At 65.9% G+C, this 22,541-nt stretch carries 12 protein-coding genes and 2 pseudogenes; 11 read left to right on the top strand and 3 right to left on the bottom strand.

Annotation, left to right across the window (positions count from 1 at the left end; all coding sequences use genetic code 11):
* The first annotated feature begins 143 nt into the window (after positions 1-143).
* From NP825_RS16785 to NP825_RS23660, 3 genes and pseudogenes are all read left to right on the top strand, one after another.
* Positions 144-1,958, top strand: a complete 1,815-nt coding sequence (locus NP825_RS16785) for a tetratricopeptide repeat-containing sulfotransferase family protein (RefSeq protein ID WP_257545621.1) — start codon at positions 144-146, stop codon at positions 1,956-1,958.
* A 264-nt stretch (positions 1,959-2,222) separates the two neighbouring features.
* Complete coding sequence (locus NP825_RS16780; RefSeq protein WP_257545619.1) at positions 2,223-5,378, top strand: TonB-dependent receptor domain-containing protein; 3,156 nt, start codon at positions 2,223-2,225, stop codon at positions 5,376-5,378.
* Positions 5,379-5,469: 91 nt separating this feature from the next.
* Positions 5,470-6,189 (top strand): annotated as a pseudogene (locus tag NP825_RS23660) (tetratricopeptide repeat protein); the annotation flags it as partial.
* Here NP825_RS23660 and NP825_RS23655 read toward each other — a convergent pair.
* Positions 6,168-6,248 (bottom strand): annotated as a pseudogene (locus tag NP825_RS23655) (hypothetical protein); the annotation flags it as partial. The pseudogenes NP825_RS23660 and NP825_RS23655 sit on opposite strands and share 22 nt — an antisense overlap.
* Here NP825_RS23655 and NP825_RS23650 point away from each other — a divergent pair.
* The 4 genes from NP825_RS23650 to NP825_RS16760 all read left to right on the top strand — a co-directional run bounded on the left by NP825_RS23650 (position 6,238) and on the right by NP825_RS16760 (position 10,476).
* A complete protein-coding gene (locus NP825_RS23650; RefSeq protein WP_374046569.1) occupies positions 6,238-7,473 on the top strand; it encodes a sulfotransferase in 1,236 nt (411 codons plus the stop codon). The pseudogene NP825_RS23655 and the gene NP825_RS23650 sit on opposite strands and share 11 nt — an antisense overlap.
* Positions 7,470-8,627 carry an aspartyl/asparaginyl beta-hydroxylase domain-containing protein gene (locus NP825_RS16770; protein WP_257545615.1) on the top strand — a complete coding sequence of 386 codons (1,158 nt, stop codon included), beginning with the start codon at positions 7,470-7,472 and terminating at the stop codon, positions 8,625-8,627. Before NP825_RS23650 ends, NP825_RS16770 begins: the two co-directional genes overlap by 4 nt.
* Positions 8,624-10,132 (top strand): putative 2OG-Fe(II) oxygenase, encoded by a 1,509-nt coding sequence (locus NP825_RS16765; RefSeq protein WP_257545612.1) that lies wholly within the window; start codon positions 8,624-8,626, stop codon positions 10,130-10,132. The genes NP825_RS16770 and NP825_RS16765 overlap by 4 nt, the downstream gene beginning before the upstream one ends.
* Positions 10,133-10,224: 92 nt before the next feature.
* Positions 10,225-10,476: a hypothetical protein gene (locus NP825_RS16760; protein WP_257545610.1), complete on the top strand. Its 252-nt coding sequence runs from the start codon at positions 10,225-10,227 to the stop codon at positions 10,474-10,476.
* A 59-nt stretch (positions 10,477-10,535) separates the two neighbouring features.
* On the opposite strand, the gene clpB is transcribed toward NP825_RS16760, so the two are convergent.
* Positions 10,536-13,115, bottom strand: coding sequence for an ATP-dependent chaperone ClpB (clpB, locus tag NP825_RS16755; RefSeq protein ID WP_257545608.1), 2,580 nt, complete (start codon positions 13,113-13,115; stop codon positions 10,536-10,538).
* A gap of 131 nt (positions 13,116-13,246) precedes the next feature.
* On the opposite strand from clpB, the gene NP825_RS16750 reads away from it, so the two are divergent.
* The 4 genes from NP825_RS16750 to NP825_RS16735 all read left to right on the top strand — a co-directional run bounded on the left by NP825_RS16750 (position 13,247) and on the right by NP825_RS16735 (position 20,439).
* Entirely contained in the window at positions 13,247-15,400 is a 2,154-nt protein-coding gene (locus NP825_RS16750) for an acylase (protein WP_257545606.1), read from the top strand.
* A 100-nt stretch (positions 15,401-15,500) separates the two neighbouring features.
* Positions 15,501-18,395: a pitrilysin family protein gene (locus NP825_RS16745; protein ID WP_257545604.1), complete on the top strand. Its 2,895-nt coding sequence runs from the start codon at positions 15,501-15,503 to the stop codon at positions 18,393-18,395.
* A 24-nt stretch (positions 18,396-18,419) separates the two neighbouring features.
* Positions 18,420-18,722 carry a hypothetical protein gene (locus tag NP825_RS16740; protein WP_257545602.1) on the top strand — a complete coding sequence of 101 codons (303 nt, stop codon included), beginning with the start codon at positions 18,420-18,422 and terminating at the stop codon, positions 18,720-18,722.
* Between the two features lie 505 nt (positions 18,723-19,227).
* Complete coding sequence (locus NP825_RS16735) at positions 19,228-20,439, top strand: multidrug effflux MFS transporter (RefSeq protein WP_257545600.1); 1,212 nt, start codon at positions 19,228-19,230, stop codon at positions 20,437-20,439.
* A 371-nt stretch (positions 20,440-20,810) separates the two neighbouring features.
* Here the strand turns inward: NP825_RS16735 and NP825_RS16730 are convergent, their stop codons facing one another.
* Complete coding sequence (locus tag NP825_RS16730) at positions 20,811-22,442, bottom strand: amino acid permease (protein WP_257545598.1); 1,632 nt, start codon at positions 22,440-22,442, stop codon at positions 20,811-20,813.
* Positions 22,443-22,541: the final 99 nt, after the last annotated feature.

Genomic DNA, 22,541 nt, shown 5'->3' with positions numbered 1-22,541 from the left:
TCCCGTCCGCTGAAGCGGCATATCTTTCGAATCGGGGTGGGGCTTGATTGTCCCACCCCTTTTTGTTGGATTGCCCGGCGCTTCTTGCTCAAGGCTAGGCTGCCTGCCGGTCATCCGGCGGGATCCGTGAAGGGAAATGAACGATGGCTTCCGCCGGAAGGGATGACGACAGCGGCCTGAACGGGCGCCTCGATCGCGCGATGGCGTTCCTCGACCGCGATCCCGCCCAGGCGCTGCGCGGCGTCGAATCGATCCTCGCCAGCGATCCCGATTTCCTGCCTGCGCGGCGCGCGCTGGCCCATGTCATGCGCCGTCAGGGGAACCACCCCGGCGCCGACCAGGTCGAGCGCGAAGCCATTGCCGTCGGCATAGCGCGTCCCGGTTTTGCCGCGGCGCAGGAGGCGTTTCTGGCCGGCGAGCTGGAGAAAGCCGAAGTCCTGATCCGTCAGCATCTCCGCCAGGATCCGAAGGATCCGGCAGCGGCGCTGATGCTTGGCGAAATCGCCGCGCGCTGCGATGCGAAACAGGAAGCGGAGAATCTCTTCCGCCGGGCGACGCTGCTCGCGCCGGGCTATCTGGAGCCCTGGCTCGCGCTGGCAAAGCATTGTCGCGATTCGGGCCGTTATCCGGACGCTCTCTTCCTGCTGGACGAGTTGCTCGCGCGGAAAGCCGACCATTTGCAGGCGCTGTCGCTACGTGCGGCCATCCTCGTCCAGTTGCGGCGCTTCGATGAAGCCGACGCCGCCTTTCTGGAACTGCACGCGCAATGCCCCGAGGACGCGCGCGGCTGGGCCAACCACGCCTTCATGCTCAAGACGGTCGGCCGGCAGGACGACGCGGTGCAGGCCTATCGCACCGCGCTCGGCATCGATCCGGCGAATGCGCAGGCCTGGTGGGGGCTCGCCAATCTCAAGACGGTGCGCTTCGGCGAGGCCGATGTGGAGGGACTGCGCCGCGCGTTCGAGCGCACCGATCTGGCGGCCGACGATCGCATCCACCTCGCCTTCGCGTTGGGCAAGGCGCTGGACGACAATCGCGATTTCGCCGGGGCTTTCGCGGCCTATAGCGAGGGGGCGCGGCAGCGCCTCGAGCAGGTTCCCTATGATCCTGCGAGCGTGACCGGCCATATCGCCAAAAGCCGCCGGACCTGCACCGCGGATTATTTTGCCGAGCGCCGCGACTGGGGAAGCGCGGCGCGCGATCCGATCTTCATCGTCAGCCTGCCGCGGTCGGGCTCCACCCTCGTCGAACAGATTCTCGCCAGCCACCCGCTGATCGAGGGGACCGAGGAACTCCACGACATCGAGCGGATCGCGCTCGCTTGCGCGCCGAACGGCGGAACGGGCGGGTGGCTCGATACGCTGCCTTCGCTCTCACGCGACAAGGTCCGCGAACTCGGCGATCATTATGTCGAGGCGACGCGCCGCTTTCGCCATAGCGACCGTCCCTTCTTCACCGACAAGATGCCGAGCAACTGGGTCTTTCTGGGGCTGATCCGGACCATCCTGCCGAACGCCAAAATCATCGACGTCCGGCGGCATCCGATGGGATGCGGGTTCGCCAATTTCTCGCAGCATTTCAACTGGGGCATCAATTTCTCATACGATCTTGCGCATATAGGGCATTTCTATACGACCTATCTGCGGCAGATGGCGCATTTCGACGCGGTGCTGCCGGGCTATATCCATCATCTGACCTATGAAAATCTGGTCCAGAACACCGAGGCCGAAGTCACGCGGCTGCTCGATTATCTCGGCCTGCCCTTCGACGAAGCCTGCCTCCGCTTTTTCGAGAACGACCGCGCCGTCTACACGCCGAGTTCGGAGCAGGTGCGCTCGCCGATCAATCGCGAAGGCATCGAGCGCTGGCACAGCTACCGTCCTTTTCTGGACCCGCTCGCTGCGGCGCTGGGCCCCGTCCTCGATCATTATCCCGACTATCCGCCTGGCGAATTCTGACCCCCGCCGCGGACAGGGGATAATATCATTTGATATTATATGTCGTGGCTGGGCGTTCCCGGTTGCCTTCTATTTCGCCGCGATTCCGGTCTGTTGCAAATACGTCACAATCCTCGACGAAACCGCCGCCGACGCCGCAAATCACCTTTACTCGACATGAATGAAGGACCATCCCGCACGCTATCGGGGCGTCTTGAGCGTCGGCGTGTGCCGTTCCGCGACAGGGGCCCAGGTATATCATCAACAGTAGCAAGGGACTGCACTGTGAAAACCACCCATTATTCGAAGCTGAAGCTCGGCGCCGCGCCGTTCGTGCTCGGCATTGGCCTGCTGGCCGCCGCCTCGCCTGCGATGGCGCAGGACGCCCAGACCGGTGACACCGCCACCACCGGCGATGAGATCATCGTCACCGGCACGCGCATTCCGCAGGCCAATCTGGAATCGGCCGCTCCGATCACCGTCGTGAGCGCCGAAGACATCAAGCTGCAGGGCACGACCCGCGTCGAGGACATGCTGAACTCGCTGCCGTCGGTCTTCGCCAGCCAGTCGTCGACCGCCGCCAACGGCGCGGACGGCACCGCATCGGTCGACCTTCGCGGCCTCGGCACGACCCGCACGCTCAGCCTCGTCAACGGCCGCCGCCTGCTGCCGGGCGACCCGAGCCCCGGAAGCGGTTCGGCTGCCGACATCAACATGATCCCGGCCGCGCTGCTCAAGAACGTCCAGGTTCTGACCGGCGGCGCGTCGGCGACCTACGGCGCCGACGCGGTCGCGGGTGTCGTCAACTTCGTGATGGACACCGACTTCACGGGCTTCCGCCTCGACGGTCAATATAGCGTGTTCCAGCACAACAACCGCAACAAGCTCGCGCCCGGCATCAACGATGCGCGCGGCTTCGGCTATCCGCGCGGCAGCGTCGTCGACGGCGGCACGGTCGACGTCACCGCGACCTTCGGTGCGGCGTTCGACGACGGACGCGGCCATATCGTTGCCTATGCCGGCTATCGCAAGGCAAACGCCATTCTCCAGTCGCGCCGCGACTACAGCGCCTGCACGATCCAGAACACCGGCGGCGGTGTTCCGAACTGCGGCGGCTCGCTGACCAACGCGACCGGCACGGCGATCATCTTCGATCCTAACGTAACGACTGCCGGTTCGACTGTTTACAGCTTCCTGCCGGGTGGTGGGTTCGAGAACACCACGTCGCGTTACAATTTCGCGCCGACCAACCATTATCAGCGCCCCGACGAGCGCTATACGGCCGGCCTGTTCGCGAACTACGAGATCAACGAGTCGATCAAGCCTTATCTCGAGTTCATGTTCATGGACGACCGCACGGTCGCCCAGATCGCGCCGTCGGGCGACTTCGGCAACACGCTGACGGTCAACTGCGACAACCCGCTGATGTCAACGGCGCAGCATGATATCATCTGCGCCGCGCCCAACCTGATCAACGGCTATATCGGCAACTTCCCGACTGCTGTCGCGGCGCCTTATAACACGATCGCGAACGGCGGCCCCGGACCGCTGGCGCCGCCGCTGGTCTTCACCGGCCCTTTCGGCCAGACCTATAATCAGGCGTTCATGCAGGTGCTGCGCCGCAACGTCGAAGGCGGTCCGCGCCAGAGCGACCTGCAGCACACCAACTTCCGCACCGTGATCGGTTCGAAGGGCGACCTCGGCAAGGCCTGGTCGTACGACGCTTATTATCAGTACGGCCGGTCGAACTATAGCCAGGTCTATTCGAACGAATTCTCGGTCGCGCGTCTCAACCGCGCGCTGAACGTCGTCGATGAAGGCATGGAGCGCAACGGCGTTGCCAACGGCAACTACGTCTGCCGTTCGGTCATCGATGGCAGCGACCCGACTTGCCAGCCCTACAACATCTTCAATGGCGCCGGCGGGGCGAGCCCCGAGTCGATCGCCTATCTGTCGGCGACGGGCTTCCAGAAGGGCTATACGTCCGAACAGGTCGCCAACGCCTCGTTCACCGGCCTGCTCGGCGAATATGGCATCAAGTCGCCGTGGGCGGACGATGGCATCAGCGTCAACCTCGGCTTCGAATGGCGCAAGGAATCGCTGGAGCTCAAGACCGACAACGCCTTCACGACCGGTGACCTCACCGGTCAGGGTGGCGCGACGCTCCCGCTCGCGGGCAGCTTCCGGGTTTATGAGTTCTTTGCCGAAACCCAGGTTCCGATCGTCCACGACAGCTTCATCTATGACCTGAGCTTCAGCGGCGGCTATCGCAAGTCCTGGTATCGGACGAGCGCCGACCGCAAATACGACACCGACACCTACAAGCTGCAGCTCGAATTCGCGCCGATCCGCGACGTTCGCTTCCGCGGCCAGTACAACCGTGCGGTTCGCGCCCCGAACATTCAGGAACTGTTCGCGACTCCGACCGTGGGCCTGGCTGGCGCGACCGATCCGTGCGCGGGCGCGCCCATCGCCGCAACCAACTATGGTTGTCTCGCACAAGAAAATCTTTCCGTTGGGCAGAGCATCACGGAAAACCCGGCGGGCCAGTATAACGGTCTTCTCGGCGGCAACCCCGACCTGAAGCCCGAAACCGCGACCACGAAGACCTTCGGCGTCGTTTTGCAGCCGAGCTTCCTGCCGCGCTTCTCGCTGACGGTCGACTGGTTCGACATCAAGCTCAAGGATGCGATCCAGCCGCCGGCGCAGGATGCAATCCTGAAGGATTGCACGCTCAACGCAACCGCGGATTTCACACCCTACTCGTGCAGCCTCATCCACCGCGACGTCACCGGCTCGCTGTGGTTGACGCCGCTTGGCTATGTCGACAATACGCCGTCGAACCTCGGCCGCGTCCGTACCCGCGGCCTTGAAATCAACAGCGCCTACAGTCACGAAATCGGCAACGCCGGGACGCTGTCGATGAGCTTCGTCGGCACCTATCTCGACAAATATAAGGTCGATAACGGCATCACCCAGGCTTATGACTGCGCCGGTCTCTATGGTCCGGTCTGCTCGTCGGGCGGCACCACGGCGGGCGGCTCGATGCTGCCGAAGTGGCGCCACAAGCTGCGCACGACCTTCAACATGCCGAACGGCATCGGGCTTTCGCTGCAGTGGCGCTACATCGGCAAGGTGAAGGCCGAAACGCTCGATGCGAGCCAGTCGCTCCACGGCGACAATAACTTCGATCCGGGCCTGCACCTGAAGGCGTACAGCTATTTCGACCTGGCGACGACCTTCGCCGTGTCGGACAACTATACGTTCCGTCTGGGTGTCAACAACATCCTCGACAAGCAGCCGCCGCTGGTTACGTCGGGGAACGCCGGCAAGGACGGGTCTAACCTGTGTCCGACCGGGCCTTGCAACGGCAACACCTATCCGGCGACCTATGACGCGCTGGGCCGTTACATCTACGCGGGCGTGACGCTGGACTTCTAAGTTCCGCATTTCGTCCTAAGATAGGGGGCGGCGGGTCGTCAGACCGGCCGCCCCTTTTCTTTGTTCCCCGTCTTCAGCCGATGGATGTCCGATGCTCGATTCCAAAACGACCGACGTGCTGCGCCAGGCCGTCGGTGCGGCGCAGTCCGGCGACGTCGCGCGCGCGCGCCAGCTTGCCGAAGGCGCACTTGTCGCCGGGGGCGACGCGGTGGCGCTCAACGCCTTCCTCGGCATGTTGCAGGCGCGCGCGAACGATCTGGAAGCGGCCGCCCGGCATCTGGGCGCGGCGCATGAAGCGCGTCCATCGGACGCCACCATCGCCTGCAACCTGATCGCGGTGCTGATCGACAAGGGCGATCTGGCCGCGGCGCTGGAGGTGGCGACGCCCGAGCTTGCGCGTGCCGACGCGACACTGCGGATCGCTCGTTATCGCGGCTATGTCGCGCAGTCGCTCGAGCGCTTCGACGAGGCGGTCGCGGCCTATGAGCATGTCGTCGCGCGCGATCCGGCCGATTTCGAGAGCTGGAACAATTTGGGCAATGCGCGTTCAGCAATCGGAGATCTGGAAGGCAGCGTCGCCGCGCTCGAGAAAGCGATGGTGCTTGAACCACTCGCGCCGCCCACCCGACTCAACCTCGCAGTCGCATTGCGCGCCGTGGGGCGCGGCGAAGAGGCCGAGGCGCTGCTGAAGCGAACGGTCGACGACTTTCCCGATGATGCGCGTGCGCTGCACGAGCTTTATGTGCAGTATCGTAAGGAGGGACGGCAAGAAGAGGCGATGGCAGCGATCGAGGCGGCCGTTGCACTCGATCCCGATAACGCAAATCTACAATTGAAGTTCGGGGTCGAATGCAGTTCCGTGCATCGCATCGCGGACGCAGAACGCGCCTTTCGGCAAACGATTGCGCTCGATCCCTCCGTGACCGACGCCTATTTGGGCTTGGCGGTGCAGTATGAGCATAGCAATCGCGAAGAGGAGTTTGCGCCTCTGATCGCGCTGGCGGAAGCCAATCATCTGAGCGAGGGCGCGCTGTCGTTTATCCGGTCCTATGAGCATCGCCGCGCCAAGCGGTTCGAGGACGCGCTCGCCAGCCTGGCGCTGGTGCCATCCGAGGTCGAGCCCGAACGGACCATGCATTTGCGGGGGCAGATTCTCGATCGGCTCGGCCGTCCCGATGAGGCGTTCGAGGCCTTCAGCGCGACGAACCGCATGCACGAGGAATCGCCGACCCGGCCTTTGGAGCGATCGGCGGCGCTGCGCGAAAATCTGCACGCGGAAATCGACCTACTGACTCCCGAATGGGCGGCGAGCTGGCTGAAAGCCGAAAGCGGCGACGCGCATCCCGACCCCGTATTTCTGGTGGGTTTTCCGCGATCGGGGACGACCTTGCTCGACACGATCCTGATGGGGCATCCCGATACGGTGGTTCTGGAGGAGCAGCCGCCGCTCAACAATTGCGACAAGCGTATCGGCGGCATGGCGGCGATTGCGGGGCTCGACGCGGCGGCGGTTGCCGAGACGCGGCATTTCTATTTCGACGAGGTTGCGAAAGTCGCGCCAGCACCGCTCGCACGCGGGCGGATGCTGATCGACAAATCGCCGCTGTTCCTGTCGAAAGCGGTGCTGATCCAGCGCCTGTTCCCCAATGCGCGCTTCATCCTTGCGCTGCGCCATCCGTGCGACGTGCTGCTGAGCTGCTACATGAGCAATTTCCGCCTCAACGATGCGATGTCGAATTTCCTGCGGCTGGAGGATGCCGCCGAATTCTATGACCTGACCTTCCGGCATTGGGAGCGGGCGCGCGAATTGTTCGGGCTCAACGTCCACACGATCGTCTATGAGCGGCTGGTCGAGGATGTGGAGGCGGAGGTGCGGCCGCTGTTCGACTATCTGGGACTCGCATGGCGCGACGAAGCGCTCGACCACCGCGCGACCGCGAAGGCGCGCGGCCTGATCACCACCGCGAGTTATGCGCAGGTCGTCGAGCCGATCTACAAGCGCGCCGCGGGGCGGTGGGAGGGCTATCGCGCCCATCTCGAACCGATTCTGCCGGTGCTCCGTCCGTGGGTGGAAAAATTCGGATATAGCCTGTGACCGCCGATCGCGCGGCGCGGCTCGCCGAAGCGGACCGCGCGCTCGCCGCGCAGGACTTTGCCCGCGCCGCCGCGCTGTTCGAAGAGGCGGCGAAGGGGGGCGACGATCCATCGGTGCTGCTGCGGCTCGCCGGCGCCTATCGTGCCTGCGGCCGCCCGCGCGTCGCGCTCGACGCGGTGCACCGCGCGCTGGCGCTCGCGCCGCTCGACTTCACCGCGCTGATGCTGCGGGCGAGCCTGCTCGACCGGATAGGCGATCCGGGCGCCGGCGAGGCCTGGGGCCATGCGATCGCGCAAAGACCTGCCGACGCGCTGCCGCCGCAGCTCGCGGCGGTGCTGGCTGAGGGGGAGCGGCGCCACGCGGCCTGGCTCGACGCCAGGGAAGCACAATGGACGGAGCGCATGGCCGCTGCCGAAGCGCGCGCCGACCCCGAAGCGCGCGCGCGCATCGCGCGGTTTCGCAACAATGCGCTGCGCCGCACACGGCCCTATCATAGCGAGCCGACCCATTTTCATTTTCCGGGCCTTAGCGAGCGCGAGTTCCATCCGCGCAGCCTGTTTCCCTGGCTCGAGACGCTGGAGGCGGCGACCGACGTGCTTGCCGCCGAGCTTGACGCGGCGATGTCCGCCGAACGCGCCGAACTCGTCCCCTATGTCCAATATGCCGCGCACCAGCCGCTCGACCAGTGGAGGGATCTCAACCACAATCCCGACTGGACCGCGATCCACCTGCTGCGCGGCGGCCGCCGGATCGAGGCCAATGCGCGCCATTGCCCGCAGACGCTGGCTTTGCTCGAAGGGCTGGATCAGCCCGCGATTCCGGGCGCGTCGCCGAACGCGATGTTCTCGCTGCTCGCGCCGGGCACCGCGATCCCGCCGCACGTCGGCTATAATAATGCGCGGCTCGTCTGCCATCTGCCGTTGATCGTTCCCGACGGCTGCTGGTTCCGCGTCGGCGCCGAGACGCGCGACTGGCGGCGCGGCGAAGCCTTCGTGTTCGACGACACGATCGAGCATGAAGCGATGAATCCGAGCGACCGGTTGCGCGTCGTCTTCATCTTCGACGTCTGGCACCCCGATCTTGGTCCCGCGGAGCGCGAGGCGGTCGCGGCGCTGATCGGCAGCGACGCGGGCAATGTGCCCGAAAGTCTGTGAGGTTCGCGGGCCAGCTTGCCGCCGTTCATGGCGGGCGAACGGGGATCGACGATGTCGGCGAACTGGCGAACCTGGCGCTCGACGAGGGCGAAGAGGAGGCGGCCTTGCCGCTGGTCGCGGCCGCGGCGGGGCGATCGGGTGCCGCGCGGCTCTGGCAATGGGCGGGGCTGCTCCACCGCGCGCTCGACGATCATGCGGCGGCGCTCGCGGCGTTCGATCAGGCGGCACGGCTTGCGCCCGGTGATGCCGGCATCGCGCACGGCCGCGCGCGCGTCGCCTATGAGGCGGGGCTCGATGCGGTGGCGCTGTTCGAGGCGGCCGCGCGGATCGGGCCGCCCAACGGCGATATACTGATCGGGCTCGCGGCGGCGCGCTGGAGTGCGGGACGCGGCGAGGAAGCGGAGGCGGCGCTCGACGCAATTCTTGCCGAAGTGCCGCTGTGGTTGCCGGGCCATGTCCAACTTGCGCAGCTTCGCGCGCTAATGGGGCGGCCGGAGGCGGCGGCCGCCTCGTTCGAGCGGGCGCTGGCGCGCGATCCGGTGTCGCTGCCGCTGTGGCGCGCCTTGCTCGACCTGCATCTTCGGGGCGAGGATCATGTTGCCCTCGCCGAAGGGGTCGGCCGCGCAGAGGCGGCAGGCATCCCGTCGGCCGAAGTCGCGGACTTTGCCGCCATCGCCGCTGCCGAGCTCGGTCAAGTCGACCGTGCCGACCGGCTGTTCGGGGCGCTGCCCGGCGAAGTCGCGCCGGTTTGGCGAGTGCGCCACCTGCTCAGGACGCGGCGCTTTGCAGAGGCCGCAGCGTCGATCGACGCCGCGATCGCGGCGGGCGGCGATCGGCGGGCCGCGGTATGGCCCTATGCCGAGCTGCTGTGGCGGCTGACCGGTGACCCGCGTTCGGGCTGGCTTTCGGGCGATGCGGGGCTGGTGCGGTCGTTCGACCTTCGGGGCCGCCTGCCGCCGCTTGACGATCTCGCGGCGCATCTGCGCTCGCTTCACGTTGCGCGCGGCGAATATCTTGACCAGTCGGTGCGCGGCGGCACCCAGACCGATGGTCCGCTGTTCAGCCGCATCGACCCGGTGATCCGGGCGCTGCGCGCCGCGATCGTCGGGGCGGTGGAGACCTATGTCGCCGGTTTGCCGCCCGCCGACCGCGGTCATCCGCTGCTCGCGCCGCGCCGCGATCGCCGGACGCGCTTCGCGGGGAGCTGGTCGGTGCGGCTGCGCGGCGGCGGCTATCACGCGCATCATTTTCATCCGCAGGGCTGGATCAGTTCGGCTTTATATGTCGCGCTGCCGGGGCGCGAGGCGGGGGATGCGCCCGAGGCGGGGTGGCTCTCGCTGGGCGAGCCGCAGGCGGCGCTGGGGCTCGACCTGCCGCCGACCGCGCTGGTTGAACCGGCGCCGGGGCGATTGGTGCTCTTCCCCTCCTGGATGTGGCACGGCACGCGGCCGTTCGGCGCCGGCGAGCGGCTGACCGTCGCCTTCGACGTCGCGCCGCCGCGCTGAACGGCGACGGAGCAAAAAGCTTGGCCGTGCGGCGAAGTCGGCGTAGATTGCCGGTCAGATCGTTACAGAAGGTTTTGAAAAGCATGCCGCATATGAAATCGCTTACCATGGCCGCTCTGGTCGGCTGCGTCGCTTTGCTGCCGGCTGCCGCGAGCGCCGCCGAGAGCAAGGACAAGAAGGCGAAAGACCCCAATGAGGTCGTCTGCCGCAAGGAAGAGGTGCTGGGCAGCCGGCTCCAGAGCCGCAAGGTCTGCATGACGCGCGCCGAATGGGCCGATACGCGCCGCGAGAACCGCAGCAATATCGAGCGCGCGCAGGTACAGCGCCCTCTTAACGGACAATAGGCACACAGATATGGGGCGCTCCGCATTCGAGGAGCGCCCCTTGTCCCGGTTCCGGCGGGTTACGCCGGGGTCAGCGTCAGCGCGCCGTCGCCTTCGTCGACCCGGATCGTCGATCCGTCCCTGACCTCGCCCTTCAGGATCAGGTCGGCAAGCGGGTCCTGCAGATATTTCTGCACCGCGCGCTTGAGCGGCCTTGCGCCATAGACCGGGTCGTAGCCGACGCGGCCGAGCCACGCGCGCGCGGCATCGGTGAGGTCGAGCGTCACCTTGCGGTCGGCGAGCAGCTTTTGGACGCGCGCCACCTGAATATCGACGATGCCGCCCATATGCTGCTGCGCGAGGCGGTGGAAGAGCACGATCTCGTCGAGCCGGTTCAGGAATTCGGGCCGGAAATGCGCGCGCACCACCTCCATGACGGCGGGCTCGGCCTGCTCGACCGGCGCGTCGTCGGGAAGCGCGGCGATCGCCTGGCTGCCGAGGTTCGAGGTCAGGATGATCAGCGTGTTGGTGAAGTCGACCGTGCGGCCCTGCCCGTCGGTCAGCCGCCCGTCGTCGAGCACCTGGAGCAGGATGTTGAACACGTCGCCATGCGCCTTTTCGACCTCGTCGAAGAGGACGACCTGATAGGGCCGGCGGCGCACCGCTTCGGTGAGCACGCCGCCTTCCTCATAGCCGACATAGCCCGGAGGCGCGCCGATCAGCCGCGACACGGCGTGCTTCTCCATGAACTCGGACATGTCGATGCGGACCATCGCATTGTCATCGTCGAACAGGAAGCGCGCGAGCGCCTTGGTGAGTTCGGTCTTGCCGACGCCCGTCGGGCCGAGGAAGAGGAACGAGCCCAAAGGCCGGTTCGGATCCTGTAGCCCGGCGCGGGCGCGACGGACCGCGGTCGAGACGGCGCGCACCGCTTCGTCCTGGCCGATGACGCGCTGGCCGAGCGTCTCTTCCATGCCGAGCAGTTTCTCGCGCTCGCCCTCCATCATCCGGTCGACCGGGATGCCGGTCCAGCGGCTGACGACGGCGGCGATGTCGTCGGCGGTGACCTCCTCGCGCAGCATCGCATTGCCCGAGGCGGCCTGCGCCTCCTCGAGCTGCTTTTCGAGGCCCGGGATGGTGCCGTAGCTGAGCTCGCCCGCCTTGCCGAGATCGCCGGCGCGCTGCGCCTGTTCGAGCTGGCTGCGCGCGGCGTCGAGCTGTTCCTTGATCTTCGCCTCGGCGTGGATCTTGTCCTTTTCGGCTTGCCACTTCTGCGTCAGCTCGCTCGACTGCTGTTCGAGGTTCGCGAGTTCGGCGCGCAGCTTGTCGAGCCGGTCCTTCGACGCGGTGTCGGTCTCTTTGGTCAGCGCCGCTTCCTCGATCTTCATCTGGATGATGCGGCGGTCGAGAGTCTCGATCTCTTCGGGCTTCGATTCCACCTCCATGCGGATGCGGCTCGCGGCCTCGTCCATCAGGTCGATCGCCTTGTCGGGCAGGAAGCGGTCGGAGATATAGCGGTTCGACAGCGTCGCGGCGGCGACGATCGCCCCGTCGGTGATCCTGACGCCATGGTGCAGCTCATATTTTTCCTTGAGCCCGCGCAGGATCGAGATCGAATCCTCGACCGTCGGCTCGCCGACGAAGACCGGCTGGAAGCGCCGCTGGAGCGCGGGGTCTTTCTCGACATATTTGCGATATTCGTCGAGCGTCGTCGCGCCGATGCAGTGAAGCTCGCCGCGCGCGAGGGCGGGCTTGAGCAGGTTCGAGGCGTCCATCGCGCCGTCGCCCTTGCCCGCGCCTACCAGCGTGTGCATCTCGTCGATGAAGAGGATGATTTCGCCCTCGGCCGATTTCACTTCGTCGAGCACGCCCTTGAGGCGCTCCTCGAACTCGCCGCGATATTTGGCGCCCGCGATCAGCGCGCCCATGTCGAGCGCGAGCAGGCGGCGGTCCTTCAGACTGTCGGGGACGTCGCCGTTGGCGATGCGCAGCGCGAGCCCCTCGGCGATCGCGGTCTTGCCGACGCCGGGTTCGCCGATGAGGACCGGGTTGTTCTTGGTGCGGCGCGCGAGGATCTGCACGGTGCGGCGGATTTCCTCGTCGCGGCCGATGACCGGGTCGAGCTTGCCTTCGCGCGCGACTTCGGTGAGGTCGCGGGCATATTTGTTGAGCGCTTCGAAACTGTCCTCCGCCCCTGCCGTATCGGCGGTGCGGCCACGGCGCAGTTCGTTGATGACATTATTCAGCGCGTCGGCCTTCAGCCCCGCATCGGCGAACGCCTTGCCGACCGGGGTCGAAGGGGCGAGCACCATCGCGAGCAGCAGCCGTTCGACGGTGACGAAGCCATCGCCGGCCTTCTCGGCGAGCTGTTCGGCCTGGTCGAGCAGGCGCACCGCGTCATTGTCGAGGCCGGGCGTCGCTTGCGCGCCCGAGCCTGAGACGGCGGGCACTTTCGCGAGCAGCGCGTCGATGGCCGAGGTGGCGCGCGCGGCGTCGCCGCCGGCGCGCTGGATCAGCCCGGCGGCCATGCCTTCCTTGTCCTCGAGCAGCGCTTTCGCGATATGCTCGGGGCTGATCCGCTGATGATTCATGCGGATCGCAATCGTCTGCGCCGACTGGAGGAATCCCTTGGCGCGGTCGGTAAATTTTTCGAGGTTCATGTAAGTAAGCCCCTTTCTCGCCGTCAGAGATAGTGTTGCTAAATTGCAACACAAGAGCATGGCTTCCCGCGCTGCGAATTTTCCGCCATGAGGCGCTGTCGCGACTGATAATGCATGGAATGGGAAAGCGGATGCGCAAATTTTTCATCGGCCTCCTGCTGATCGTGGTCGCGGCGCTCGTCGGGCTCGCCGTCTGGGAGCCGCTGAGCGCGAAGGCACCGGCTGCGCCCGCTTTCAAGCCGAGCGATGTGCAGATCGCGCGCGACAAATTCGGGGTGCCGCATATCTTTGGGCGCACCGACGCCGACGTCGCCTATGGCGTCGCTTACGCCCATGCCGAGGATGATTTTTCGACCTTGCAGGAGGTGCTTGCGATGACGCGCGGGCGTGCGGGGGCGATGCTTGGCGCGGATGGTGCGAAGGTCGACTATGCCGAGGCGCTGCTCGGCGTTCGCGCGACGACCGCGCGCGACTGGCCGCAGCTTCCCGAAGATGTCCGGAAACTCTTCACCGCCTATGCCGCGGGGCTCAACCATTATGCCGACAAGCATCCGGACGAGGTACGATTGTCGGGGCTGTTTCCGGTCACCGGCGAAGATGTCGTCGCGGGCTTCGTGCTGCGCTCGCCTTTCTTCTTCGGGCTCGATTCGGTGCTCGGCGGACTGACCGAGGACAAGGTGCTGGGGCGCGAGGGCGGGCCATCGCTCGACGCCAAGGGCAAGCTGGTGCCGCGCGAGCTGACCCCGGTCGGGCGCGATCCCGAGGCCAATGGATCGAACGGTTTCGCGGTCGCGCCGTCGCGCGCGCCCGACGGCGCGACGCGGCTCGTCTCCAACTCGCACCAGCCGTGGACCGGCGGTGTCGCCTGGTACGAACTGGTGGTGCATTCGGGCGAGGGATGGGATTTCGCGGGCGCGAATTTCCCCGGCTCGCCGTACCCCTTCCTCGGCCACAATAAATATCTCGGCTGGACCAACACGGTGAACCGGCCCGACCTGATCGACATCTACAAGCTGGTGCTCGACGAGAGCGGCAAGAACTACCGCTTTGACGGCAAATGGCGGCCGCTCGAGGAAAAGCGCATCTGGCTGCGCGTCAAATATGGGCCGTTCGTGATCCCGGTGCCGCGCACCATCTATCGCTCGGTGCAGGGGCCGGTGATCGTCAACGCCAAGGGCGCGTTCGCGATCCGCTATGCCGGAATGGATCAGGCGAAGATGGTCACCCAATATTATCGGCTCAACAAGGCGCGCAATTTCGCCGAATGGCGCGCGGCGATGGCCGGGCAGGGGGTGCCCGCGACGAATTTCATCTATGCCGATGCCAAGGGCAATATCGGGATGTTCTACAACGCGATGTTCCCCGACCGGCCGGCGGGCTTCAACTGGCGCGGCGTCCTGCCGGGCGACACTTCGGCCGATGTGTGGACGAAGACGCTGCCGTTCGACCGCGTGCCCGCGCTGGTCAATCCGCGCTCGGGTTATGTGATGAACGCGAACAACACGCCGTGGGTCGCGGCGGGGCCGGGCGACGAGCTCGACCCGGCGGCCTTTTCGCCGCTGCTCGGCATCGAGGACGACATGACCAACCGCGCGACGCGGCTGATCGAGCTGTTCGAGGCGTCGGGACAGATTGACGAGGCGCGGCTGAAGGCGATCAAATACGACACCGCCTATGCGAAGACGGGCTATGCCAAGGCGTGGATCGATCGGCTGCTCGCGCTCGATACCAAGGGCGACCCGGCGCTGGCCGAGGCGCAGGATCTGCTGCGCAAATGGGACTGGACTCTCGACGGCAAGGGCAAGGGCGATGCGCTCGCGCTGATGGTGCTGCGCCCCGCGAACGGCAGCCATTATCAGCGCAAGGCCGACCCCGACCCGCGCCAGGTGCTGAGCGAGACGGTCGCGCATCTACAGGAGCATTTTGCGGGCCTCGACCCCAGGCTCGGCACCGTGCTGCGGCTGCGTCACGGCGAGGGGGCGCATCGCGTCGACCTGCCGCTCGACGGCGGCAACGACACGGTGCGCGCCTCGACCCTGTGGGATGTCGAGCCCGACGGGCGGCTCAAGGTCCGCCACGGCGACAGCTTCGTCATGTTCGTGACCTGGGACAGAGCGGGGCAGGTGCATTCGGAATCGATCCAGCCCTTCGGCGCCGCGACGACACGGCCCGACAGTCCGCATTACAACGACCAGGCGCCGCTGTTCGTCGCGCACCGGTTGAAGCCGGTGCTGTTCGATCCGGCGGCGCTCAGGGCCAGCGGAGCGCGCTTCTATCGGCCTTGAATGCGGCAGACGGCTGTCCTAAACCGCTGATACAGTGCCGTCCGGCACCCGGTCGCTCGCAGGCCGTCCGCGCCCGCGCTCGCTATCCAAGAGGAAGTCCATGCCCCGTTTTCATCGATTCGCCATCGCCCTTGCCCTGTCGACCTCGCTCGTCGCCGCCGGTCCGGCGCTCGCCAAGGCGAAGGAGGCAAAGCCCGCCCCGATCGCCGAACTCGTGAAGGCGGTCGACATCCCCTATCAGAGCTTCACGCTCGACAACGGCCTGCGCGTCATCGTGCACGAGGATCACAAGGCGCCGGTCGTCGCGGTGTCGGTCTGGTATCGCGTCGGGTCGAAGAACGAGCCCGCGGGCAAGACGGGCTTCGCGCACCTGTTCGAGCATCTGATGTTCAACGGGTCCGAAAATGCGCCCGGCGATTTCTTCGAGCCGCTGCAACAAGTCGGTGCGACCGATTTCAACGGCACGACCAACGTCGACCGCACCAATTATTTCGAGACGGTGCCGACCGGCGCGCTCGACCGCGCCTTGTTCCTCGAAAGCGACCGCATGGGGCACCTGCTCGGCGGCATTACGCAGGAAAAGCTCGATAACCAGCGCGGCGTCGTCCAGAATGAAAAGCGCCAGGGCGACAACAATCCCTATGGCCTGCTGCGCTACGAGATTTTCGAGAATCTCTTTCCCAAGGGGCATCCCTATCACCACAGCACGATCGGCTCGATGACCGACCTCAATACGGCGAGCCTTGCCGACGTGAAGAAGTGGTTCACCGACAATTACGGCCCGAACAACGCCGTTCTCGTGCTTGCGGGCGACGTCGACCTTGCGACTGCCAAGGCAAAGGTGACCGAATGGTTCGGCGACATTCCGCGCGGCCCGCAGGTGAAGGCGCCCGAAACCTCGGTCCCGACGCTGCCCGCTCCGCTCGCGAAAGAGGTCAAGGATCTGATCCCGACGACGCGCATCTATCGCATGTGGGCGGTTCCGGGGCTCAATGACGCCGACGCGGTGGCGCTGCAGATGGCGACCACGGTACTCGGCGGGCTGTCCTCGTCGCGGCTCGACAATGCGATGGTGCGCAAGGATCCGGTCGCGGTCAGCGTCGCCGCTGGCACGCAGACGCTGGAGGATGCGGGTTTCCTGATCGTCCAGGCCGATGTGAAGCCGGGGGTCGATCCGAAGGTCGTCGGCGACAAGCTCGACGCCCAGATCGCAGACTTCCTCGCGACCGGCCCGACCGCCGACGAGTTGCAGCGCGCGGCGGCGAGCTATCTCGGCGGTACGATCGCGGGGCTCGAATCGGTCGGGGGCTTCGGCGGCAAGGCGGTGACGCTGGCCGAGGGCGCGCTCTATTCGAACGATCCCGCCTATTACAAGACCGAGCTCGACCGGCTCGCCAAGGCGACGCCCGAGCAGGTGAAGGCGGTCGCGAACAAATGGATGTCGCGTCCGGTCTTTTCGCTGACCTACACGCCGGGCGAGCGCACCGAGGGCGGTGAGAATCGCGGCGGCGCGGTGATCGCGGGCAAGGCCATCGGCGTCGCGCCCGACCGGTACTGGAACCCGGCGCTCGGCGATGTCGGCCCCGGCGCCGGATCGAATGGGGGCGCCGTGGGAGCGACCTCGATCGCCGACCGGTCGCAGATGCCGGCGGTCGCCGATCTGAAGGCACTCGATTTCCCGGCGATCGAACGGGCGAAGCTCAGGAACGGCATCGAAGTCGTCTTTGCGCGCCGCACGACGGTGCCGACGGTGCAGGTCGCGGTCAGCTTCGACGCGGGCTATGCCGCCGATCCGCACAATGCGCTCGGCACCCAGTCGCTAATGCTCAGCCTGATGGACGAAGGCACGACGAGCAAGGATTCGATCGCCTTTGCCGAAGCGAAGGAGCGCCTCGGCGCGCAGATCGACGGATCGGCGAGCGCCGATGAGACGGTGTTCAGCCTGTTCGCGCTGAAACCGAACCTCGCTCCGTCGCTCGGCTTGCTCGCCGATTATATCCGGAACCCCGCTTTCGATGCGAAGGAACTGGAGCGCGTGCGGGTGCAGCAGCTCAATCGCCTCCAGGCCGAGCTCAACAACCCCAATGCGATCGCCAGCCGGGTGCTGATGCCGGCGCTCTATGGTGCCGATCATCCCTATGGCATCCCGCCGTCGGGCTTGGGCGACGCGGCGGCGGTGACCGCGGCGACGCGCGATCAACTTGCGGCGTTCCACGACGCGTGGGTCCGCCCCGACAATGCGCGTATCTTCGTCGTCGGCGACACCACGCTGAAGGAGATCACCAGGGCGCTCGATACCGCCTTCGGCGATTGGAAGGCGCCTGCGGGAGCCAAGCCCGAAAAGCATTTCGAGATCGCGATTCCGAAGCCGCAGCCGCGCATTCTGCTCGTCGACCGGCCGAAATCGCCGCAGTCGGTGATCCTCGCCGGCAAGGTGCTCGATGCGAAGGGCGGCGATACACTCGAAGTGCTGCGGTCGGCGAACGACATCTTCGGCGGCGATTTCCTGTCGCGCTTCAACATGGACCTGCGCGAGACCAAGGGCTGGTCCTATGGCGTGCGCTCGCGCATCACCTCCGACCAGGACCGGGTGAGCTGGATCGTGGCGGCGCCGGTCCAGGCCGACCGTACCGGCGATTCGATCAAGGCGTTCCAGACCGACCTTACCGAATTCCTCGGCGACAAGGGCGTCACCAAGGAAGAGCTGGAGCGGACGGTGAACGGCAGCGTCCGCGAACTGCCGGGCAGCTTCGAAACGTCGGGCGACGTCCTCGGCGGGATGCGCCAGATCGTGAAGTTCGGCCGCCCCGACAATTATTACGAGACGCTGCCCGCGACCTATGAGGCGATGACGACGGCCGAGGTCGATGCCGCGGCGCGGAAGGCGCTCAGCACCGGCGATCTCGTCTATGTCGTGGTCGGCGACGCCGCGGTGGTGAAACCGCAGCTTGACGGACTGGGCCTGCCGGTGGAAATAGCGAAACCCGCTAACTAACATTGGTTTCAGTAGGAGAGGTTTATGTCTGGAGTCGACGGCAATTATGATTGCGTCACCAAGTCGCCGATGGGCGACCAGAAATCGGTCTTCACGGTGAAGAGCGACGGCGACAGCTTCACCGGCCAGAATGCCGGCGCGATGGGGTCGCTCGATGTCGAGAATGGCAAGGTCGACGGCAACAAGCTGACCTGGACCATGAACATGAAAGTGCCGATGCCGATGACGCTGGAGGCCGAAGCGACGATCGACGGCGACACGCTGACCGGCACGATCAAGGCCGGCCCGTTCGGCTCGATGGCGATGACCGGCACGCGCCAGGCCTGATTTTTTCGGGTTCGAAATGGGAAAGGGCCGCTCCCCGTCGGAGGCGGCCTTTTTCGTGGGCATGTGTTGCGCGGGCTTTGTCGATGGCGATTTTGGGGTGGAGAGCTGCCCCCTCCCCACCTTCGTCATTCCCGCGAAAGCGGGAACCCAGAGTGGGGTCAGCCGACGCACGCTTTGGGTTCCCGCTTTCGCGGGAATGACGACGATAAGAAACGCTACGCGCGACTTCCAAACTCTCGTCATCCCGGACCCTTCGGCAGGCTCAGGACAGGCTTGATCCGGGATCCATTCTCTCAGCGCCGGATGAATGGATCCCGGATCACGTCCGGGATGACGATGTAAGATGGGGCAGCTTCCGGTCGAACCCCTCCATTCCAATCGCGCAGACACCCCATCCCCCTCGCTTGCATAGCTTTTCGCCCCTCGGGGGCTATCCAAAGCGGGCGGGGTGGCGCATAGGGCCGCCGCAATGCACAAAATGACCGAATCCCCCCAGCGGTCCCGCATGCCCGGCGGCCGCGAAATGGTGTTCATGATGGCGATGGTCATGGCGCTGAATGCGCTCGCCATCGATTCGATGCTGCCCGCGCTGCCCGCGATCGGCGACGGGCTGGGGGTCACGGTCGCCAACGACCGGCAATATGTCATCTCGACCTATCTCTTCGGCATCGGCGCCGGGTCGCTCTTCTACGGCCCGCTCTCCGACCGTTTCGGGCGCAAGGGCGTGCTAGTGCCGGCGCTGTTCGCCTATGTCGCTTTCTCGATCGGCTGCGGACTCGCGACCAGCTTTCCGATGCTGCTCGCGCTGCGCTTCGGGCACGGGCTGATCAGCGCCGCGCTCGGCGTGATCGTCGTCGCGGTGATCCGCGACCTCTTCTCGGGCGACGCGATGGCGAAGCGGCTGTCGATGATCTTCCTCGTCTTCATGATCGTCCCCGCGATCGCGCCCACCATGGGCGCGGGGATCACCGCCTTCGCGAACTGGCGCGCGATCTTCATCGTCCTTGCGGTGATGGGCTGCGTCATGCTGCTGTGGCTGCGCCGTTTGCCCGAGACGCTGGCGCGCGAGGACATCCGCCCGCTCGACGCGCGGACGATGATCGCGGGCTGGGCGACGGTGACGCGGCATCGCCGCGCCGCGGGCTATATGATCGCCTCGGCGATGATGCAGGGCGCGCTCTATGGCTATCTCAACAGCAGCGAGCAGATCATCGCCGAGGTGTTCGGGGCGCAGAGCTGGTTCCCGCTGGTCTTCGCCTGCGTCGCGGCGGGGATTGCGATCGCCAATTTCTCGAACGCCGCGATCGTCGAGCGCTTCGGCGCGCGGCGTGTGTCGCAGAGCGCGACCTTTGCCTTCATGGCGACGTCGATCGCGCAGATCGCCGTCGCGATGAGCGGCGCCGAGACCTTGTGGATGTTCACGTTGCTGATGATGGTCAACGTCGGGCTGATCGGCTTCATCGGCAGCAATTTCGGGTCGATCGCGATGGAGGATTTCGGTCATATGGCCGGGGTCGCCTCCTCCTATCAGAGCTTTTGCAAGACCTTGCTCGCCGCCGCGATGGGCGCTGCGATCGGCCAGCTCTATGACGGATCGACGCTGCCGCTCGCCTATGCCTTTCTGATTTCGGGGGTGGTGGGGCTGGCGCTGGTCTTCTGGGCCGAGCGCGGCAAGCTCTTCACCCGCCCCGGCACCGCGCCGCGCACGCCCTATTGAGGACACGGACTCCGGTTCGGCTCTTGTTCGCCTGGACCTTCGACAGGCTTGTTTCGGGGGTCATGGTCTGCCTTGTCCTTCGACGCCGCGCTCTTTTTGTTTCGCACAAAGGCACAAAGCCACGAAGATGTCGCGCCAGCCGCGAAGCGGATTTCCTTTGCGACCGCGCGACTAGCCGCACCGTTGATGGAGGAAAGGGCCTGTCGGCCCAAGCCTTCTTCTTCGTGGCTTTGTGGCTTTGTGCGAAAAATAACGGGCGCCGCGTCGGCTGGAAAGCACCGGGCCGTGGATGCTGAAATAAGCCAGTCCTGAACTCGCAAAAAGAAAGGGGGCCGAAGCCCCCTTTCCCCCCTTTTTGATGGTCCCGGCCGTCAGTCGAACGACGGCGTCGGGGGCACCGGCGGCGGCGGCGCGTCGGAGTCGAGTTCGTGCACTTCCACGAGCCCGCGGCCGACGTGGCTGCGCGAGCGGCTGTAGCCGAAATAGATGAGCAGGCCGATGGCGCCCCAGATCGGCAGCACCAGCTTCGCGGTCAGCGGCAGCGACAGATAGAGCACGACGCAGCCGAGGATCGCCAGCGGCGCGACGACGAAGACCAGCGGCGTGCGGAACGGCCGATGGCGATTCGGGTCGGTGCGGCGCAGCACCATCACCGAAATCGCGACCATGAAGAAGGCGAACAAGGTGCCCGCGTTCGAATAGTCGGCGAGCTTGCCGACCGGCAGCACTGCGGCCGCGAAGGCGGCGCAGACGCCGGTGACGACGGTGACGACGTGCGGGGTGCGATATTTGCTGTGCACCGAGGCCAGCTTTTCGGGCAGCAGGCCGTCGCGCGCCATGGTGAAGAAGATGCGGGTCTGGCCGAACATCATCATCAGCACGACCGACGGCAGCGCGAGCACGGCGGCAAGGCCGACGAGCCGGCCGACGAACGGCCAGTCGATCGCTTCGAGGACATGGACCAGCGCTTCCTTCGAGCAGACGAGCGGCTCGACGAACCCGCCGGCGACCAGCGTCGCGCAGCGGCCCGCGAGCTCCGGCGAACCCGGCGACAATATCTGACCGGCGGCGTTGGCGACCGGCTGCGCGCCGATCGCGCCGATCGCGCCCGACGCGACGAGCAGATAGAAGATGGTGCAGATCACCAGCGAGCCGATCAGGCCGATCGGGACGTTGCGCTGCGGATTCTTGGTTTCCTCGGCGGCGGTCGAAACGGCGTCGAAGCCGACATAGGCGAAGAAGATCGAGGCCGCGGCGCCGAGCACGCCGAGCCCCGAGGAGCTGAGCGGATTGCCGATTCCGGTCGGCATGAACGGGTTGAAATTGTCCGAATTGAGGACCGGCAGCGTCAGCGCGATGAAGGCGGTCAGCGCGGCAATCTTGATCAGCACGAGCACGGCGTTGACGCGTGCGCTTTCGGTCGTGCCGATCACGAGAAGCCAGGTCACGAAGCCGATCACGATGATCGCAGGAACGTTGATCCAGCCGCCGACCGCGAGCGCCTTGTCGAGATCCTCGCTGGGCGCCGCGCCGATCGCGAGTTGCATATGCGCCATCAGCGCATCGGCGTTGCTGATCGCCGCGGGTATATGCCACCCCAGCGAGTTCAATAGCCCGACCGCGTGGTTCGACCAGCCGACCGCGACCGCGCTGGCGCCCACTGCATATTCGAGGATCAGCGCCCAGCCGACCATCCAGGCGAGGATTTCGCCGACCACGGCATAGCTGTAGGTATAGGCCGAGCCCGAGACGGGGACCATCGACGCTAGTTCGGAATAGCAGAGTGCCGCGACCGCGCAAACGAAGCCCGCGACGACGAAGCTCAGCAGCATCGCCGGGCCCGCCTTTTGCGCGGCTTCGGACGTCAGCACGAAGATGCCGGTGCCGATGACGGCGCCGATGCCGAGCATGGTGAGCTGGAAGGCGCCGAGCGTGCGATGCAGCCCTTTTTTCTCGGCTGTAGCCAGGATGGCGTCGAGCGGTTTGACGCGGCCAAATATCATCAAATATCCCCTTTGGGGCGCCCGAACGGCCCCCTCTCCTGGCGGCGCAGACTAACCGCTCCGCGCGTCAGCGCAACTTAATTTCACGCGCGTTACGGC

The organism is Sphingopyxis sp. DBS4 (assembly GCF_024628865.1).
Classification (GTDB): Bacteria; Pseudomonadota; Alphaproteobacteria; order Sphingomonadales; family Sphingomonadaceae; genus Sphingopyxis.
The sequence above is the reverse complement of the archived record's forward strand: the minus strand, read 5'-3'. Positions and strand labels throughout refer to the sequence as shown.

Excerpts from the sequence above, each read along its gene's own strand:
- NP825_RS16740 (WP_257545602.1), top strand. The coding sequence starts at position 18,420 with ATGTCTGGAGTCGACGGCAATTATGATTGCGTCACCAAGTCGCCGATG.
- NP825_RS16730 (WP_257545598.1), bottom strand. The coding sequence starts at position 22,442 with ATGATATTTGGCCGCGTCAAACCGCTCGACGCCATCCTGGCTACAGCC.
- NP825_RS16735 (WP_257545600.1), top strand. The coding sequence starts at position 19,228 with ATGCCCGGCGGCCGCGAAATGGTGTTCATGATGGCGATGGTCATGGCG.
- NP825_RS16760 (WP_257545610.1), top strand. The coding sequence starts at position 10,225 with ATGAAATCGCTTACCATGGCCGCTCTGGTCGGCTGCGTCGCTTTGCTG.
- NP825_RS16745 (WP_257545604.1), top strand. The coding sequence starts at position 15,501 with ATGCCCCGTTTTCATCGATTCGCCATCGCCCTTGCCCTGTCGACCTCG.
- NP825_RS16750 (WP_257545606.1), top strand. The coding sequence starts at position 13,247 with ATGCGCAAATTTTTCATCGGCCTCCTGCTGATCGTGGTCGCGGCGCTC.
- clpB (WP_257545608.1), bottom strand. The coding sequence starts at position 13,115 with ATGAACCTCGAAAAATTTACCGACCGCGCCAAGGGATTCCTCCAGTCG.
- NP825_RS16785 (WP_257545621.1), top strand. The coding sequence starts at position 144 with ATGGCTTCCGCCGGAAGGGATGACGACAGCGGCCTGAACGGGCGCCTC.